Origin of the sequence: Escherichia sp. E14V7, assembly GCF_004212225.1 — a bacterium.
Lineage (GTDB): Bacteria > Pseudomonadota > Gammaproteobacteria > Enterobacterales > Enterobacteriaceae > Escherichia.
Genome location: NZ_RHJJ01000003.1, coordinates 84,838 through 101,110 on the forward strand (window position 1 = coordinate 84,838; position 16,273 = coordinate 101,110).

Sequence of the window (16,273 nt, forward strand, 5' to 3'; positions counted from 1 at the left end):
TGTGAACATGAAGATTATTCCTGGGAATACTCGGAAATTTGTAAGTAATATTTAACTGCTCAATACATCTAACTTTTCAGGAGCCTTCGGTTTGGCCAACTCATCCTCACGTTATTCTGTTCTTACTGCCGCCCACTGGGGACCAATGCTGGTTGAAACCGACGGTGAAACAGTTTTCAGCTCGCGTGGTGCGTTAACCACAGGAATAAAAAACTCCTTGCAGAGTGCGGTTCGCGACCAGGTTCATAGCAATACGCGGGTGCGATTTCCGATGGTGCGTAAAGGCTTTCTTGCGTCACCAGAAAATCCACAAGGGATTCGCGGGCAGGATGAATTTGTTCGCGTGAGTTGGGATGAGGCACTGGATCTTATTCACCAACAACACAAACGCATTCGCGGAGCTTATGGTCCGGCGTCGATTTTTGCCGGTTCCTACGGCTGGCGTTCAAATGGCGTGCTGCATAAAGCGTCAACCTTGTTACAACGCTATATGGCGCTGGCAGGCGGCTATACCGGCCATCTGGGGGATTATTCGACTGGCGCAGCACAGGCGATCATGCCGTATGTTGTGGGGGGCAGCGAAGTTTATCAGCAGCAGACCAGTTGGCCGCTGGTGCTTGAACATAGCGATGTGGTGGTGCTGTGGAGTGCTAACCCTCTAAATACACTGAAAATTGCGTGGAATGCATCCGATGAGCAGGGGCTTTCTTACTTTTCCGCACTGCGTGATAGCGGGAAAAAGTTGATCTGCATTGATCCCATGCGATCGGAAACCGTTGATTTCTTCGGCGATAAAATGGAATGGGTAGCACCGCATATGGGAACAGATGTGGCGTTGATGCTGGGGATCGCCCATACGCTGGTGGAAAACTGCTGGCACGACGAAGAGTTTCTGGCACGTTGTACTATCGGCTATGGTGTCTTCGCTTCTTATTTACAGGGCGAGAGTGATGGCATAGCGAAAACTGCCGAATGGGCGGCGGAGATTTGTGGTGTTCCGGCAGATAAAATCCGCGAACTGGCGGCTATTTTCCATCAAAATACCACCATGCTGATGGCAGGATGGGGAATGCAGCGTCAGCAGTTTGGCGAGCAAAAGCACTGGATGCTCGTCACGCTGGCGGCAATGTTGGGGCAAATCGGTACACCTGGTGGCGGTTTTGGGCTTTCTTATCATTTTGCCAACGGTGGTAATCCCACGCGCCGTGCTGCGGTGCTTTCATCCATGCAGGGCAGTTTGCCGGGTGGTACGGATGCGGTAGATAAAATCCCCGTTGCCCGTATTGTCGAGGCTCTTGAAAATCCTGGTGGCGCATACCAACACAACGGCATGAATCGTCACTTTCCGGATATACGCTTTATCTGGTGGGCGGGCGGCGCCAATTTTACACATCATCAGGACACTAATCGTCTGATTCGAGCCTGGCAAAAACCGGAACTGGTGGTCATTTCAGAATGCTTCTGGACGGCGGCGGCGAAACATGCCGATATCGTCCTGCCTGCAACCACGTCTTTTGAGCGTAACGATCTCACCATGACCGGAGATTACAGCAATCAGCATCTTGTTCCGATGAAACAAGTCGTGCCGCCGCGTGACGAAGCGCGTAATGATTTCGATGTCTTTGCTGAATTAAGCGAACGTTGGGAGAAGGGTGGCTACGCGCGGTTTACTGAAGGGAAAACTGAGCTGCAATGGCTGGAAACTTTTTATAACGTCGCCCGACAACGAGGGGCAAGTCAGCAGGTTGAATTACCATCGTTTGACGCGTTTTGGGAAGCAAACCAATTCATTGAGATGCCGGAAAACCCAATCAGCGAACAGTTTATCCGGTTTGCTGATTTTCGCCGCGACCCACAGACGCATCCGTTAAAAACGGCCAGTGGTAAGATTGAAATCTTCTCGCAGCGTATCGCGGATTACGGTTACCCGGATTGTCCGGGGCATCCCATGTGGATGGAGCCGGATGAGTGGCAGGGCAATGCCGAACCGGAACAGTTGCAGGTACTTTCTGCCCATCCCGCACATCGTTTGCACAGCCAGCTAAATTACAGTTCTCTGCGTGAATTATATGCGGTGGCAAACCGTGAACCTGTCACCATTCACCCTGATGATGCACGAGCGAGAGGCATAAAAGAGGGCGACACGGTACGAGTGTGGAACTCGCGCGGGCAAATTCTTGCCGGCGCAGTCATTAGCGAAGGTATTAAACCTGGCGTGATTTGCATTCACGAAGGGGCATGGCCCGATCTGGATTTAACCGCTGGCGGCATTTGTAAAAACGGCGCTGTGAACGTGTTGACGAAAGATCTCCCCAGCTCGCGGCTGGGGAATGGATGCGCGGGTAACACGGCGTTAGCGTGGCTGGAGAAATACACTGGCCCGGAACTGCCACTTACGGCGTTTGATTCGCCTGCCAATCCATAATCCAGGTGGGAAGTTGGGTTTCTTCCTGCCAGGCGCAGTCGACAATATGGAATCCTTGCGCATGGTAGAAATTTATCGCGGGCTGGTTTTTCTGGTAAACCTCCAACAATAAATGGGGATGGCGTTGTTGCACATGTTGCATCAGCGCCTTACCAATACCGCGCCTGACGGCCTTTGGTGCGACAAACATCGCAGCTAAAAATCGTCCTTCCATCACGCTGACAAAACCGAGAAGCTTGCCATCTTCTTCCCACACCCAGTTTTGCGCGTTGGCAAGATAAGCATCACGCACCAGTGGAATGCAGTCACGCCAGTAGCTTTCTTCTATGAAAGGATGTCCCCAGGTTGTACTTTCCAGCCATAATTCAAGGATCGCAGGTAATTCCAAACGTTGCGCTTCTCGAATCATTATTTCCTCCCCGGATGGCAACAGCAGCCAACGACATGATCGTTCACCAGTCCGCATGCCTGCATAAAGGAGTAACAAATCGTCGTACCAACAAATTTGAAGCCGCGTTTTTTCAGTGCTTTGGAAAGCGCATCAGAGGCGGGTGTTGAGGTGGGGATTTCGCTCAACGTTTTGGCTTGTGTCACCTGTGGTTGATGGTTTACGAACGACCAGACAAAGTCGGCAAACGGTTCGCCGTTCTGCTCCATTTGCAGGTATGCCCGTGCGTTACCAATTATCGCCTGAATTTTCCCACGATGGCGGATAATCCCGGCATCAAGCACCAGTCTTTCAACGTCCTCTTCCTGCATAGCCGCGACTTTTACCGGATCGAACTGATGAAAACAGGCGCGATAGTTTTCACGTTTTTTGAGAACGGTAATCCAGGATAACCCTGCCTGTTGTCCTTCAAGGCAGATCATTTCGAATAGTTTATTACTGTTGGTTTCAGGCACGCCCCACTCATTATCGTGGTAGGCAATATAAAGCGGGTCCTGACTCACCCAGCCGCAACGTTCCATACTTTCCCTCGCTATGTACCAGATCGTAAATATTTCACCCTCTTGTCTTGACGCATCGGTGAAAAAGTCAATATTTAATACAGGGCTAAGATGCCCGATATCCTACATACAATGACAATAATATTGCCGAATTCGGCTCTTCCATGGAGTCGTGTTAATGATCATAAAAAAATGCGGTGGTCGCTGGCACTTAAGTCTGCTGGCGAGCGTGGTAATCAGTTCTTTTTTTCTCAACACAGCTTACGCCTGGCAGCAAGAATATATCGTTGATACGCAACCAGGACATACCACTGAGCGTTATACCTGGGATAGCGATCACCAACCGGACTACAACGATATTTTGTCGCAACGTATTCAAAGTAGCCAAAGAGCGCTGGGACTGGAAGTTAATCTGGCGGAAGAAACCCCTGCGGATGTGACCAGCAGTATGAGTATGGGCTGGAATTTTCCTTTATATGAGCAGGTTACAACGGGTCCAGTCGCCGCATTACATTACGATGGCACAACCACCTCCATGTATAACGAGTTTGGCGACAGTACTGCAACGCTGACTGATCCGTTATGGCATGCCAGCGTCAGTACGTTAGGATGGCGTGTTGATTCCCGACTTGGCGATTTCCGTCCCTGGGCGCAAATCAGCTACAACCAGCAATTTGGTGAAAATATCTGGAAGGCTCAATCAGGCCTAAGTCGCATGACGGCGACAAATCAGAATGGTAATTGGCTTGATGTGACCGTAGGAGCCGATATGTTGCTTAACCAACATATTGCCGCCTATGCCGCGTTATCCCAGGCGGAGAATAGCGCCAATGATAGTGATTATTTATATACCATGGGCGTGAGTGCCAGATTTTAACGTATTTGTTACAACTATGGGCTACTAATAACAACCATTGCAATGATAGTGTGTGCTAACTGACCAAATAATTATTGCGGTGAATATTTGTCACGTCATTCATTCCTGAACTAAGGCATTTCATTCCGTTTTGATGGCATTTCATGCCGTTTTTTCCCCTGCATAAAATGCACTTCGTTATGTTTGTCGGCAGAGAATTTTCCTTTTTACTACCGCAGGAATACTGCCATGACACCTTCAAACTATCAGCGTACGCGCTGGCTTACCCTTATCGGTACCATTATCACCCAGTTTGCGCTGGGGTCAGTTTATACCTGGAGCCTGTTTAATGGCGCGCTCTCTGCCAAACTGGATGCGCCGGTCAGTCAGGTTGCTTTCTCCTTCGGCCTGTTGAGTCTGGGACTGGCAATTTCTTCTTCTGTTGCTGGCAAGTTACAGGAACGTTTTGGTGTCAAGCGCGTCACAATGGCTTCCGGTATTCTGCTGGGGGTAGGTTTCTTCCTTACCGCGCATTCCAACAGCCTAATGATGCTGTGGTTAAGCGCCGGTGTGCTGGTTGGTCTGGCAGATGGTGCGGGTTATCTGCTGACCCTTTCTAACTGCGTGAAGTGGTTCCCGGAGCGTAAAGGTCTGATCTCCGCATTCGCCATTGGTTCTTATGGCCTGGGAAGCCTGGGTTTCAAATTCATCGACACACAATTGCTGGAAACGGTCGGTCTGGAAAAAACCTTTGTAATTTGGGGCGCGATTGCGTTGGTGATGATTGTCTTTGGCGCGACGTTAATGAAAGATGCGCCGAAACAGGAAGTGAAAACCAGTAATGGCGTAGTAGAGAAGGACTACACTCTGGCAGAGTCTATGCGTAAACCGCAATACTGGATGCTGGCGGTGATGTTCCTTACTGCCTGCATGAGCGGTCTGTATGTGATTGGTGTGGCGAAAGATATTGCTCAGAGCCTGGCGCATCTTGATGCAATTTCCGCGGCCAACGCAGTAACGGTTATTTCTATTGCTAACCTTTCTGGTCGTCTGGTGCTGGGCATTCTGTCTGACAAAATCGCCCGTATCCGTGTTATCACCATTGGTCAGGTGATTTCGCTGGTGGGTATGGCGGCCCTGCTGTTTGCACCATTGAATGCAGTGACGTTCTTTGCGGCGATTGCCTGTGTGGCGTTTAACTTCGGTGGCACAATTACCGTTTTCCCGTCACTGGTCAGTGAGTTCTTCGGTCTCAATAACCTGGCGAAAAACTACGGCGTGATTTATCTCGGCTTCGGTATCGGTAGTATCTGCGGTTCGATTATCGCCTCACTGTTTGGCGGCTTCTATGTGACTTTCTACGTCATTTTTGCCCTGCTGATTCTGTCATTGGCGCTTTCAACGACCATTCGCCAGCCAGAGATCAGAGTGTTGCGCGAAGTACATGGTTGAGTTTAGCGACAGGTTTTAGACTTGTCCTGAGATTAAAAGGGCCATAAAGCTGGCCCTTTAAAGCGTTCAATTACCACATAAGTCTCCTTTCATACTTGTATTTTTGTAAATTTGTGCTTCAAGTACACTCTTTCCCCACACTTTTTCCCTTTGCTGTGGTCTACTTATCAGCGTGTGCAGATTTTCCTTATCTGACGACCTTCGCACTTTTCCCTTGCCTGGCTTGAAAGGCCATAATGCAGGGTGTTATCACCTGTTTTTCCAGGGTTTGTTTGCATGAGATATATCAAAACGATAACGCAGCAAAAGCTAAGCTTTTTGCTCGCTGTCTATATCGGTCTGTTTATGAATTGCGCAGTCTATTTCCGTCGGTTTGACGGTTACGCGCATAACTTCACTTTTCTTAATGGCGTCTCGGCGGTTATCGAACTGGCAGGGACGGTTCTGGCAACCTTCTTCTTTTTACGCTTAATTTCACTCTTTGGCAGAACGGCCTGGAAAGTGCTGGCGTCATTGCTGGTGCTGATTTCTGCCGGGGCCAGCTACTACATGACATTTATGAATGTCATGATTGGCTACGGGATTGTCGCTTCGGTGATGACCACCGACATCGACCTGTCGAAAGAAGTGGTTGGCTGGACGCTTATCGCATGGGTTGTACTGGTGAGTATTATCCCGTTGCTATTTATCTGGATGAACCGCTCACAAGACACTTTCTGGCGTCAACTTTGTACCCCGAAAACTCGCTGGCGTAGTGCGCTTACCGTGCTTTTGGCGGGCTTGTTGGTATGGGGGCCAATCCGTCTGATGGATGTAGTGCAAAAGCGTGCAGACCGTATGGCCGGAGTGGATATGCCGAGCTACGGCGGCGTGCTGGCGAACTCTTATTTGCCTTCAAACTGGCTTTCTGCGTTGGGGCTGTATGCCTGGGCGCAAGTGGATGAATCGTCAGACAATAGGTCGCTGATGAATCCGGCAAAAAAATTCACCTATACCCCGACGCAAAATCTCGACGATACCTATGTGGTTTTCATCATTGGAGAAACTACGCGTTGGGATCATATGGGGATGCTGGGCTACGAGCGCGATACCACGCCGAAGCTGGCCAAAGAGAAAAACCTGGTGATGTACCGTGGTTATTCTTGTGATACCGCGACTAAATTATCACTACGCTGTATGTTTGTGCGTGAAGGTGGAACGGAAGATAACCCACAACGTACGCTTAAAGAGCAGAACGTATTTGCGGTTCTCAAACAGCTGGGCTTTAGCTCTGATTTGTACGCCATGCAGAGTGAGATGTGGTTCTACAGCAACACCATGGCTGACAACATTGCCTATCGCGAGCAAATTGCAGCAGAGCCGCGTAACCGTGGGAAAGCGGTGGACGATATGTTGCTGGTCAATGAGATCGAACGTTCTCTGGAGAAAAAACCAGAAGGTAAGCATCTGATTGTGCTGCACACCAAAGGGTCACACTACAACTATACTCAACGTTATCCCCGTGAGTTTGCCCAGTGGAAGCCAGAGTGCTATGCCATTGACCGCAAATGCCCACGAGCGCCGATGATTAACTCATATGATAACTCCATCACCTATGTTGATCATTTTATCGACACCGTTATCGACAAATTCCGCGATAAGAAGGCCATTATTTTCTATGCAGCGGACCACGGTGAGTCAATTAACGAGCGTGAGCACTTGCATGGCACACCACGCGAATATGCGCCACCGGAGCAGTTCCGCGTACCGATGATGGTCTGGATGTCGGATAAATATCTGGAGAATCCGGCCAACGCGCAGGCATTCGCGCAATTGAAGAAAGAAGCGGATATCAAAGTGCCACGCCGTCATGTAGAACTGTACGACACCATTTTAGGTTGCCTTGGTTATACTTCACCGGACGGTGGTATCAACGAAAACAACAACTGGTGTCGAATCCCTCAGGCGAAGAAGGCAGAAGCTAACTAAATGCACTGCTGAGTTTCTCGCCGATCAAAAGGCATTTTGCTATTAAGGGATTGACGAGGGCGTATCTGCGCAGTAAGATGCGCCCCGCATTCGGTGATTGGCGCAGCCTGGTAGCGCACTTCGTTCGGGACGAAGGGGTCGGAGGTTCGAATCCTCTATCACCGACCAAATTCGGAAAGCCTGCTCAGCGAGCAGGCTTTTTTGCATTTGTAGCCCATGAGGATGAGAACCTCCGGGGGCAGGGAGGTTCGACTCGACGTAGGCCTGATAAGACGCGGCAGCGTCGCATCAGGCAACGGCACCGCACTTATTGTCGGATGCGGCGCGACCGCCTTATCGACCTACACACCACACATTTCCCTGCCAAATTTGCGCCCCATATCTCACTATCCATTAACGGATTTGTGACAGAATCCATTGTCTTTTTCTATATTTGCTTAAATCTTTTTTTGCGTTACTTATGGCTGGCGCTGGCATTTTCCGCTGTGCAGTTTAGCGTTCATGGTATTAATCGCTCAGATATCCACCTTTCCATCAGATTTTTTTCACTAAATGCATAAAACTTAATCACCAATTGTTGCCAAATATTAAGCTGATTGTTCTGGTTATGTTGGCGTAGCACAAATTTCTCTGCTGCAAATAGTTGTTTGAAGTTTTTTTAATCTTTGTTTGTGGATTCTCACCGTTGGTGTAAATCCCGGTGGGCTGTATTGACGTTTTCACATTCTGTTGACAGATTGTAGGTCACGAGGGGCATTTTATGGAGGATCCGCACTGTAACACTGATGTTAATTAGTACGGCATCCCCACCTCATAACGTTGACCCGACCGGGCAAAAAACAAAAAAGGTCAGGCAGCGACAACCCACTGCAAAGGGTTAAAACAACAAACATCACAATTGGAGCAGAATAATGCGTATTTCCTTGAAAAAGTCAGGGATGCTGAAGCTTGGTCTCAGCCTGGTGGCTATGACCGTCGCAGCAAGTGTTCAGGCTAAAACTCTGGTTTATTGCTCAGAAGGATCTCCGGAAGGGTTTAACCCGCAGTTGTTTACCTCCGGTACCACCTATGACGCCTCTTCCGTACCGCTTTATAACCGTCTGGTTGAATTTAAAATCGGCACCACCGAAGTGATCCCGGGCCTCGCTGAAAAGTGGGAAGTCAGCGATGACGGTAAAACCTATACCTTCCACCTGCGTAAAGGTGTGAAGTGGCACGACAACAAAGAATTCAAACCGACGCGCGAACTGAACGCCGATGACGTGGTGTTCTCGTTCGATCGTCAGAAAAACGCGCAAAACCCGTACCATAAAGTTTCTGGCGGCAGCTACGAATACTTCGAAGGCATGGGCTTGCCGGAGCTGATCAGTGAAGTGAAAAAGGTGGACGACAACACCGTTCAATTCGTGCTGACTCGCCCGGAAGCGCCGTTCCTTGCTGATCTGGCAATGGACTTCGCCTCTATTCTGTCAAAAGAATATGCAGACGCGATGATGAAAGCCGGTACGCCGGAAAAACTGGACCTCAACCCAATCGGCACCGGCCCGTTCCAGTTACAGCAGTATCAAAAAGATTCCCGTATTCGCTACAAAGCGTTTGATGGCTACTGGGGTACCAAACCGCAGATCGATACGCTGGTCTTCTCAATTACCCCTGACGCTTCCGTGCGTTACGCGAAATTGCAGAAAAATGAATGCCAGGTAATGCCGTACCCGAACCCGGCAGACATCGCTCGCATGAAGCAGGATAAATCCATCAACCTGATGGAAATGCCGGGGCTGAACGTCGGTTATCTCTCGTATAACGTGCAGAAAAAACCACTGGATGACGTGAAAGTTCGCCAGGCTCTGACCTACGCAGTGAACAAAGATGCGATCATCAAAGCGGTTTATCAGGGCGCGGGCGTAGCAGCGAAAAACCTGATCCCGCCAACCATGTGGGGCTATAACGATGACGTTCAGGACTACACCTACGATCCTGAAAAAGCGAAAGCCTTGCTGAAAGAAGCGGGTCTGGAAAAAGGTTTCTCCATCGACCTGTGGGCGATGCCCGTACAACGTCCGTATAACCCGAACGCTCGCCGCATGGCAGAGATGATTCAGGCTGACTGGGCGAAAGTCGGCGTGCAGGCCAAAATCGTCACCTACGAATGGGGTGAGTATCTCAAGCGTGCGAAAGATGGCGAGCACCAGACGGTAATGATGGGCTGGACTGGCGATAACGGGGATCCGGATAACTTCTTCGCCACCCTGTTCAGCTGCGCCGCCTCTGAACAAGGCTCCAACTACTCAAAATGGTGCTACAAACCGTTTGAAGGTCTGATTCAACCGGCGCGTGCCACCGACGACCACAACAAGCGTGTTGAACTGTACAAACAAGCACAGGTGGTGATGCACGATCAGGCTCCGGCACTGATCATCGCTCACTCCACCGTGTTTGAACCGGTACGCAAAGAAGTTAAAGGCTATGTGGTTGATCCATTAGGCAAACATCACTTCGAAAACGTCTCTATCGAATAATTAAAAGCCATACAAGACTGATGGCAAAGGCAAAACTGCCTGATGCGCTCCGCTTATCAGGCCTACGAAAATTCTGCAATGTATTGAGTTTGCACGATTTTGTAGGCCGGATAAGGCGTTAACGCCGCATCCGGCATAAACAAAGCGCACTTTGTCAACAATCTGCATACCCGGTGGTGCTGTGCCTCTGCGCGCAGCGCCATCCGGCAGCAATACTTCATTCCCTGTCCGGCACGGGCGGGAATTGATTTGTGAGCAATACAGACACGCAGTTCCAGGCTGCGGGTCACTACAGAGAATCCGGGTTATGTTGCAGTTTATTCTCCGACGTTTGGGACTCGTCATCCCCACGTTTATCGGTATTACCCTTCTCACATTTGCCTTTGTCCACATGATCCCGGGCGATCCGGTGATGATCATGGCGGGTGAACGTGGGATCTCCCCAGAGCGTCACGCGCAATTGCTGGCAGAACTCGGCTTGGATAAACCGATGTGGCAGCAGTATCTCCATTACATTTGGGGCGTAATGCACGGCGATTTAGGCATTTCGATGAAAAGCCGCATCCCGGTTTGGGAAGAGTTCGTGCCGCGCTTCCAGGCCACGCTGGAACTTGGTGTCTGCGCGATGATTTTTGCTACGGCTGTCGGTATTCCGGTTGGTGTGCTGGCTGCGGTTAAACGCGGTTCCATTTTCGATCACACTGCGGTTGGCCTGGCGCTGACCGGCTACTCCATGCCGATCTTCTGGTGGGGCATGATGCTGATCATGCTGGTTTCGGTGCACTGGAACCTGACGCCTGTCTCCGGTCGCGTGAGCGACATGGTGTTCCTCGATGATTCCAATCCGTTAACCGGTTTTATGCTGATCGACACCGCTATCTGGGGTGAAGACGGTAACTTTATCGATGCCGTCGCGCATATGATCTTACCTGCGATGGTGCTGGGCACAATTCCGCTAGCGGTTATCGTTCGTATGACGCGCTCTTCGATGCTGGAAGTACTGGGTGAAGATTATATCCGCACCGCGCGCGCCAAAGGCCTTACTCGTATGCGGGTGATTATCGTCCATGCGCTGCGTAACGCGATGCTGCCGGTGGTGACCGTTATCGGCCTGCAGGTGGGAACATTGTTGGCGGGGGCGATTCTGACCGAAACCATCTTCTCGTGGCCCGGTCTGGGGCGCTGGTTGATTGACGCACTGCAACGCCGCGACTATCCGGTAGTGCAGGGCGGCGTATTGCTGGTGGCGACGATGATTATCCTCGTCAACCTGCTGGTCGATCTGCTGTACGGCGTGGTGAACCCGCGTATTCGTCATAAGAAGTAAGGGAACGTCATGTCACAGGTTACTGAAAATAAAGTGATTACTGCACCGGTGCCGATGACCCCGTTACAGGAGTTCTGGCACTATTTTAAACGCAACAAAGGCGCGGTTGTCGGGCTGGTTTACGTCGTCATCGTGCTGTTTATCGCGATCTTTGCCAACTGGATTGCGCCGTATAACCCGGCAGAACAGTTCCGCGATGCGCTACTAGCCCCGCCAGCCTGGCAGGAAGGCGGCAGCATGGCGCACTTGCTCGGTACAGATGACGTCGGTCGTGACGTTATGTCGCGCCTGATGTACGGCGCGCGCTTGTCGCTGCTGGTCGGCTGTCTGGTGGTGGTGTTATCGCTGATTATGGGCGTTATTCTCGGCCTGATCGCCGGTTACTTCGGCGGCCTGGTCGATAACATCATCATGCGCGTGGTCGATATCATGCTGGCGCTGCCAAGTCTGCTGCTGGCGTTGGTGCTGGTGGCGATTTTCGGCCCGTCGATTGGTAACGCCGCGCTGGCGCTAACCTTCGTTGCCTTGCCACACTATGTGCGCTTAACTCGCGCCGCCGTGCTGGTGGAGGTGAATCGCGATTACGTCACCGCGTCTCGCGTGGCAGGTGCCGGGGCGCTGCGCCAGATGTTTATCAATATTCTTCCCAACTGCCTTGCGCCGCTGATTGTTCAGGCGTCGCTCGGTTTCTCTAACGCCATTCTCGATATGGCTGCTCTTGGTTTCCTCGGCATGGGGGCGCAGCCGCCAACACCGGAGTGGGGCACCATGCTCTCCGATGTGTTGCAGTTCGCGCAAAGCGCCTGGTGGGTCGTGACCTTCCCGGGTCTGGCGATCCTGCTGACGGTGCTGGCATTTAACCTGATGGGTGACGGTTTGCGTGATGCGCTCGATCCCAAACTGAAGCAGTAAGAGGTTCGAGATGGCGTTATTAAATATAGATAAATTATCGGTGCATTTCGGCGACGAAAGTGCACCGTTCCGCGCCGTAGACCGCATCAGCTACAGCGTAAAACAGGGCGAAGTGGTCGGGATTGTGGGTGAGTCTGGCTCTGGTAAGTCGGTCAGTTCACTGGCGATTATGGGGCTGATTGATTATCCGGGCCGCGTGATGGCAGAAAAACTGGAGTTTAACGGCCAGGATTTGCAGCGTATCTCGGAAAAAGAGCGCCGCAATCTGGTGGGTGCCGAAGTGGCAATGATCTTCCAGGACCCGATGACCAGCCTTAACCCGTGCTACACCGTGGGTTTCCAGATTATGGAAGCGATTAAGGTGCATCAGGGTGGCAACAAAAGTACCCGCCGTCAGCGGGCGATTGACCTGCTGAATCTGGTCGGTATTCCCGATCCGGCATCGCGTCTGGATGTTTACCCGCATCAGCTTTCCGGCGGCATGAGCCAGCGCGTGATGATCGCCATGGCGATTGCCTGTCGGCCAAAATTGCTGATTGCCGATGAACCGACTACCGCGCTGGACGTGACCATTCAGGCGCAAATCATCGAACTGCTGCTGGAGTTGCAGCAGAAAGAGAACATGGCGCTGGTGTTAATTACCCATGATCTGGCGCTGGTGGCGGAAGCGGCGCATAAAATCATTGTGATGTATGCCGGTCAGGTGGTGGAAACGGGCGATGCGCACGCCATCTTCCATGCGCCGCGTCATCCGTATACCCAGGCATTGCTGCGTGCGCTGCCGGAATTTGCTCAGGACAAAGAACGTCTGGCATCGTTGCCTGGCGTCGTTCCCGGCAAATACGATCGCCCGAACGGCTGCCTGCTTAACCCGCGCTGCCCCTATGCGACAGACAAATGCCGCGCTGAAGAACCGGCGCTGAATATGCTTGCTGACGGGCGTCAGTCCAAATGCCACTACCCACTTGATGATGCCGGGAGGCCGACACTATGAGTACGCAAGAGGCCACCCTGCAACAACCGCTGTTGCAGGCTATCGACCTGAAAAAACATTACCCGGTGAAGAAAGGCATGTTCGCGCCGGAACGTCTGGTTAAAGCGCTGGACGGCGTTTCGTTTAACCTTGAACGTGGCAAAACGCTGGCGGTAGTAGGTGAATCTGGCTGCGGTAAATCGACCCTCGGTCGGTTGCTGACGATGATTGAAACACCTACCGGCGGTGAACTGTATTACCAGGGGCAGGATCTGCTCAAGCACGATCCGCAGGCGCAGAAGCTGCGTCGGCAGAAAATCCAGATCGTCTTCCAGAATCCCTATGGTTCGCTGAATCCGCGTAAAAAAGTCGGGCAAATTCTTGAAGAGCCGCTGCTGATTAATACCAGCTTAAGCAAAGAACAGCGTCGGGAAAAAGCCCTGTCGATGATGGCAAAAGTTGGCCTGAAAACCGAGCATTACGACCGCTATCCGCATATGTTTTCCGGCGGTCAGCGTCAGCGTATCGCCATTGCCCGTGGTCTGATGCTCGACCCGGATGTGGTGATTGCCGATGAACCGGTTTCTGCGCTGGACGTCTCGGTGCGTGCGCAGGTGCTCAACCTGATGATGGATTTGCAGCAGGAGTTGGGGCTGTCTTATGTCTTCATCTCGCACGACCTGTCGGTGGTGGAGCACATTGCTGATGAAGTGATGGTGATGTACCTGGGCCGCTGCGTGGAGAAGGGAACGAAGGACCAAATCTTTAATAACCCGCGCCATCCGTACACTCAGGCGCTGCTCTCCGCTACACCACGCCTGAACCCGGACGAACGCCGCGAGCGCATCAAACTCACCGGTGAACTGCCAAGCCCGCTGAATCCACCGCCGGGCTGCGCCTTCAACGCCCGCTGTCGTCGACGCTTCGGCCCCTGCACCCAGTTGCAGCCGCAGCTAAAAGACTACGGCGGTCAACTGGTTGCCTGCTTTGCTGTTGATCAGGATGAAAATCCGCAGAAGCCAGCGGTATAACCCACCCGATGAGACCGGTTTTCATGCTGGTCTCATGTCAAATATGACCCTCTTGTGCTTTAACTATCACTTATAGATCTTTTGTGACCATTTTTGTTGCCAATGGATTATATATGAGCTAAATTATAATCATTAATAAAAAATGGTTCATTTATGATGCTTAACGAATTTATCTGACCATAAATGATCTTTTTTTGTCTTTTATCAATTGAAAGGTTCTTTAATGATCTACACGGGGTCACAAAATCTGGCTCAAGAGTTGAAAGCGATCGGCGACCAGCTCCAGGAGTTGCAGAAGAAACTTATTCAGGGGCCGAATATTAGTCAACCACGCCCCCTCCTGACCATTGAGACTCCCCGTCATTTGGGGGAACAACTGAACGCACGTCGCAAAGAATTGGGCATTGATTTATACACACTTGAACTACAAACAGGGATCTCAACGTCCACGTTAAAGCGACTTTTTAAGGATCCTGAACAGGTTAAATTCGGCAGTGTGTTCGCTGTGGCGAATGTTCTTGGAGTGAAACTATGCATCGGCGAGTGAAAGTGTTGCTCTATGGTCAGGTAGTGGGTGAACTCTCTCAGAACGACAGTGGTTTTTTGTTCCAGTACGCCCAGGATTACCACGGACCGGCAATCTCAATCAGCCTGCCCGTCGCACAGCGTCAGTTTCCCAGTGAGACGTTGCATCCTTATTTCGCCTCACTGGCGCCAGAAGGATGGCTGCGTCAACGCTACAGCCAGATACAGCATCGTGACGAAAACGATCTGCTGGGAATGCTTATTGATAACGGCAAGAATCTGCTGGGGGCAATCCAGATTTTACCTTGGGAGGAATAATGGCGAATTGTCGTATTCTGTTAACGCCGTTGAATGAACGTGACGAACAGCGCGGATATTCGACACAGGGGTTGAAGCGACTGAGCGGCACTGCAAAATTGACCCCCAGGCTGGGGTTTACGCGAACTCAGTTTGTGCAGGAACTTCCGCGTCAACAAAAAGGGATGAGTATTTCCGGTTACCAGCCCAAATTGCAATTAGTGCTGGATGAAGGAGAGTTCCGCGTCGTAGATCATCAGGGAAATTTTATCCTTAAGCCCTCTCCAGCCGACTTTCCCGGTTTGGCCGAAAATGAACACGCAACAATGACATTGATGTCTCGTTTGGGATTTGACGTACCTGTGCATGGCCTGCTGAGTTTTGCACCACAATCAGAGGAGGAGCTTGAATACGCGTTTGTTATCCGGCGCTATGACCGGGATGACAAGGGGCAGCCAGTGCATCAGGAGCAACTTGATGGCGCGATGCAGATTACAGATAAATATGGCAAAACGGGAAATGATAACGAGCAATACGTCAGCTATGAAACGCTGGCCCGATTTTTAATTGCCCATGTTAACGACAACATCGCATTTAAAATCGATCTCTTTCGTCGCATTGTTTACGCCTGGTTGCTGGGTAATAACGACATGCATTTACGAAACTTTGGCTTAGTGTACTCCGATGGTTTGATGCCAGCGTTAGCGCCGGTGTATGACTTTGTTTCTGTCGCTCCCTATCCGGAATATTTTCACTCAAACTATCTGGCGCTGCCGTTATTGATGCGAGAAGAAGGCGGTCGGGAACTGACTCCTGGATTTGACAGTGGTTATGGCGAGTATATCGGGCAGGATTTTTTGCTGTTGGGTGAATCGATGGGATTAGCGCCCAGATTGCTGGAAAAAATCTTTCAGGATATACGTAAAGAAAATACCATTGTTATGGAAACGTATGAACAGTCCTTTATGACTCAGGAGCATATCCAGGCTGTACTGAAATGCTATCGACATCGTCTGGGGCTGCTGTGAGCAGCCCCCGTT

14 protein-coding genes and 1 tRNA gene are annotated in these 16,273 nt (G+C 51.0%); 13 read left to right on the forward strand and 2 right to left on the reverse strand.

From position 1 onward, the window contains the following. The first annotated feature begins 91 nt into the window (after positions 1-91). The gene (bisC, locus tag D9741_RS04080; RefSeq protein WP_130216264.1) at positions 92-2,425 is read left to right on the forward strand and encodes a biotin sulfoxide reductase; all 2,334 of its coding nucleotides are present in this window, start codon (positions 92-94) and stop codon (positions 2,423-2,425) included. On the opposite strand, the gene D9741_RS04085 is transcribed toward bisC, so the two are convergent. Then, positions 2,394-2,834, reverse strand: a complete 441-nt coding sequence (locus D9741_RS04085) for an N-acetyltransferase (protein ID WP_130216266.1) — start codon at positions 2,832-2,834, stop codon at positions 2,394-2,396. The two genes, bisC and D9741_RS04085, sit on opposite strands and share 32 nt — an antisense overlap. After that, positions 2,834-3,394 carry a DNA-3-methyladenine glycosylase I gene (tag, locus tag D9741_RS04090; RefSeq protein ID WP_130216268.1) on the reverse strand — a complete coding sequence of 187 codons (561 nt, stop codon included), beginning with the start codon at positions 3,392-3,394 and terminating at the stop codon, positions 2,834-2,836. Before tag ends, D9741_RS04085 begins: the two co-directional genes overlap by 1 nt. A 157-nt stretch (positions 3,395-3,551) precedes the next feature. Between tag and D9741_RS04095 the strand changes: the two genes are divergently transcribed. The 12 genes from D9741_RS04095 (at position 3,552) to D9741_RS04155 (ending at position 16,261) form a co-directional block, all read left to right on the forward strand. Continuing rightward, positions 3,552-4,250: an autotransporter outer membrane beta-barrel domain-containing protein gene (locus tag D9741_RS04095; RefSeq protein ID WP_130216270.1), complete on the forward strand. Its 699-nt coding sequence runs from the start codon at positions 3,552-3,554 to the stop codon at positions 4,248-4,250. 228 nt (positions 4,251-4,478) lie between these two features. Continuing rightward, positions 4,479-5,681, forward strand: a complete 1,203-nt coding sequence (locus tag D9741_RS04100) for an MFS transporter (protein ID WP_130216272.1) — start codon at positions 4,479-4,481, stop codon at positions 5,679-5,681. A 276-nt stretch (positions 5,682-5,957) separates the two neighbouring features. After that, complete coding sequence (eptB, locus tag D9741_RS04105; RefSeq protein ID WP_130216274.1) at positions 5,958-7,649, forward strand: kdo(2)-lipid A phosphoethanolamine 7''-transferase; 1,692 nt, start codon at positions 5,958-5,960, stop codon at positions 7,647-7,649. 91 nt (positions 7,650-7,740) lie between these two features. Then, positions 7,741-7,817: transfer RNA gene (locus D9741_RS04110), tRNA-Pro, on the forward strand. A 743-nt stretch (positions 7,818-8,560) separates the two neighbouring features. Beyond that, positions 8,561-10,168, forward strand: coding sequence for a dipeptide ABC transporter substrate-binding protein DppA (gene dppA / locus D9741_RS04115; RefSeq protein ID WP_130216276.1), 1,608 nt, complete (start codon positions 8,561-8,563; stop codon positions 10,166-10,168). 307 nt (positions 10,169-10,475) lie between these two features. Then, complete coding sequence (gene dppB / locus D9741_RS04125; protein ID WP_000938857.1) at positions 10,476-11,495, forward strand: dipeptide ABC transporter permease DppB; 1,020 nt, start codon at positions 10,476-10,478, stop codon at positions 11,493-11,495. 9 nt (positions 11,496-11,504) lie between these two features. Then, on the forward strand, positions 11,505-12,407 hold the full coding sequence (dppC, locus tag D9741_RS04130; RefSeq protein ID WP_000084683.1) for a dipeptide ABC transporter permease DppC: 903 nt from the start codon (positions 11,505-11,507) through the stop codon (positions 12,405-12,407). A 10-nt stretch (positions 12,408-12,417) separates the two neighbouring features. Further along, positions 12,418-13,401, forward strand: a complete 984-nt coding sequence (gene dppD / locus D9741_RS04135) for a dipeptide ABC transporter ATP-binding protein (RefSeq protein ID WP_016234992.1) — start codon at positions 12,418-12,420, stop codon at positions 13,399-13,401. Beyond that, the gene (gene dppF, locus D9741_RS04140) at positions 13,398-14,411 is read left to right on the forward strand and encodes a dipeptide ABC transporter ATP-binding subunit DppF (protein ID WP_130216278.1); all 1,014 of its coding nucleotides are present in this window, start codon (positions 13,398-13,400) and stop codon (positions 14,409-14,411) included. The genes dppD and dppF overlap by 4 nt, the downstream gene beginning before the upstream one ends. Before the next feature lie 223 nt (positions 14,412-14,634). Beyond that, complete coding sequence (locus tag D9741_RS04145; RefSeq protein ID WP_130216280.1) at positions 14,635-14,958, forward strand: helix-turn-helix transcriptional regulator; 324 nt, start codon at positions 14,635-14,637, stop codon at positions 14,956-14,958. Continuing rightward, the gene (locus D9741_RS04150; protein WP_001490601.1) at positions 14,943-15,254 is read left to right on the forward strand and encodes a HipA N-terminal domain-containing protein; all 312 of its coding nucleotides are present in this window, start codon (positions 14,943-14,945) and stop codon (positions 15,252-15,254) included. Before D9741_RS04145 ends, D9741_RS04150 begins: the two co-directional genes overlap by 16 nt. Beyond that, the gene (locus D9741_RS04155) at positions 15,254-16,261 is read left to right on the forward strand and encodes a HipA domain-containing protein (protein ID WP_130216282.1); all 1,008 of its coding nucleotides are present in this window, start codon (positions 15,254-15,256) and stop codon (positions 16,259-16,261) included. Before D9741_RS04150 ends, D9741_RS04155 begins: the two co-directional genes overlap by 1 nt. Positions 16,262-16,273 lie beyond the last annotated feature (12 nt).

What these genes read in the sequence shown, in the direction of transcription:
- D9741_RS04085 (WP_130216266.1), bottom strand. Translation starts at nt 2,834, where the DNA reads ATGATTCGAGAAGCGCAACGTTTGGAATTACCTGCGATCCTTGAATTA.
- tag (WP_130216268.1), bottom strand. Translation starts at nt 3,394, where the DNA reads ATGGAACGTTGCGGCTGGGTGAGTCAGGACCCGCTTTATATTGCCTAC.
- D9741_RS04095 (WP_130216270.1), top strand. Translation starts at nt 3,552, where the DNA reads ATGATCATAAAAAAATGCGGTGGTCGCTGGCACTTAAGTCTGCTGGCG.
- D9741_RS04100 (WP_130216272.1), top strand. Translation starts at nt 4,479, where the DNA reads ATGACACCTTCAAACTATCAGCGTACGCGCTGGCTTACCCTTATCGGT.
- eptB (WP_130216274.1), top strand. Translation starts at nt 5,958, where the DNA reads ATGAGATATATCAAAACGATAACGCAGCAAAAGCTAAGCTTTTTGCTC.
- dppA (WP_130216276.1), top strand. Translation starts at nt 8,561, where the DNA reads ATGCGTATTTCCTTGAAAAAGTCAGGGATGCTGAAGCTTGGTCTCAGC.
- dppB (WP_000938857.1), top strand. Translation starts at nt 10,476, where the DNA reads ATGTTGCAGTTTATTCTCCGACGTTTGGGACTCGTCATCCCCACGTTT.
- dppC (WP_000084683.1), top strand. Translation starts at nt 11,505, where the DNA reads ATGTCACAGGTTACTGAAAATAAAGTGATTACTGCACCGGTGCCGATG.
- dppD (WP_016234992.1), top strand. Translation starts at nt 12,418, where the DNA reads ATGGCGTTATTAAATATAGATAAATTATCGGTGCATTTCGGCGACGAA.
- dppF (WP_130216278.1), top strand. Translation starts at nt 13,398, where the DNA reads ATGAGTACGCAAGAGGCCACCCTGCAACAACCGCTGTTGCAGGCTATC.
- D9741_RS04145 (WP_130216280.1), top strand. Translation starts at nt 14,635, where the DNA reads ATGATCTACACGGGGTCACAAAATCTGGCTCAAGAGTTGAAAGCGATC.
- D9741_RS04150 (WP_001490601.1), top strand. Translation starts at nt 14,943, where the DNA reads ATGCATCGGCGAGTGAAAGTGTTGCTCTATGGTCAGGTAGTGGGTGAA.
- D9741_RS04155 (WP_130216282.1), top strand. Translation starts at nt 15,254, where the DNA reads ATGGCGAATTGTCGTATTCTGTTAACGCCGTTGAATGAACGTGACGAA.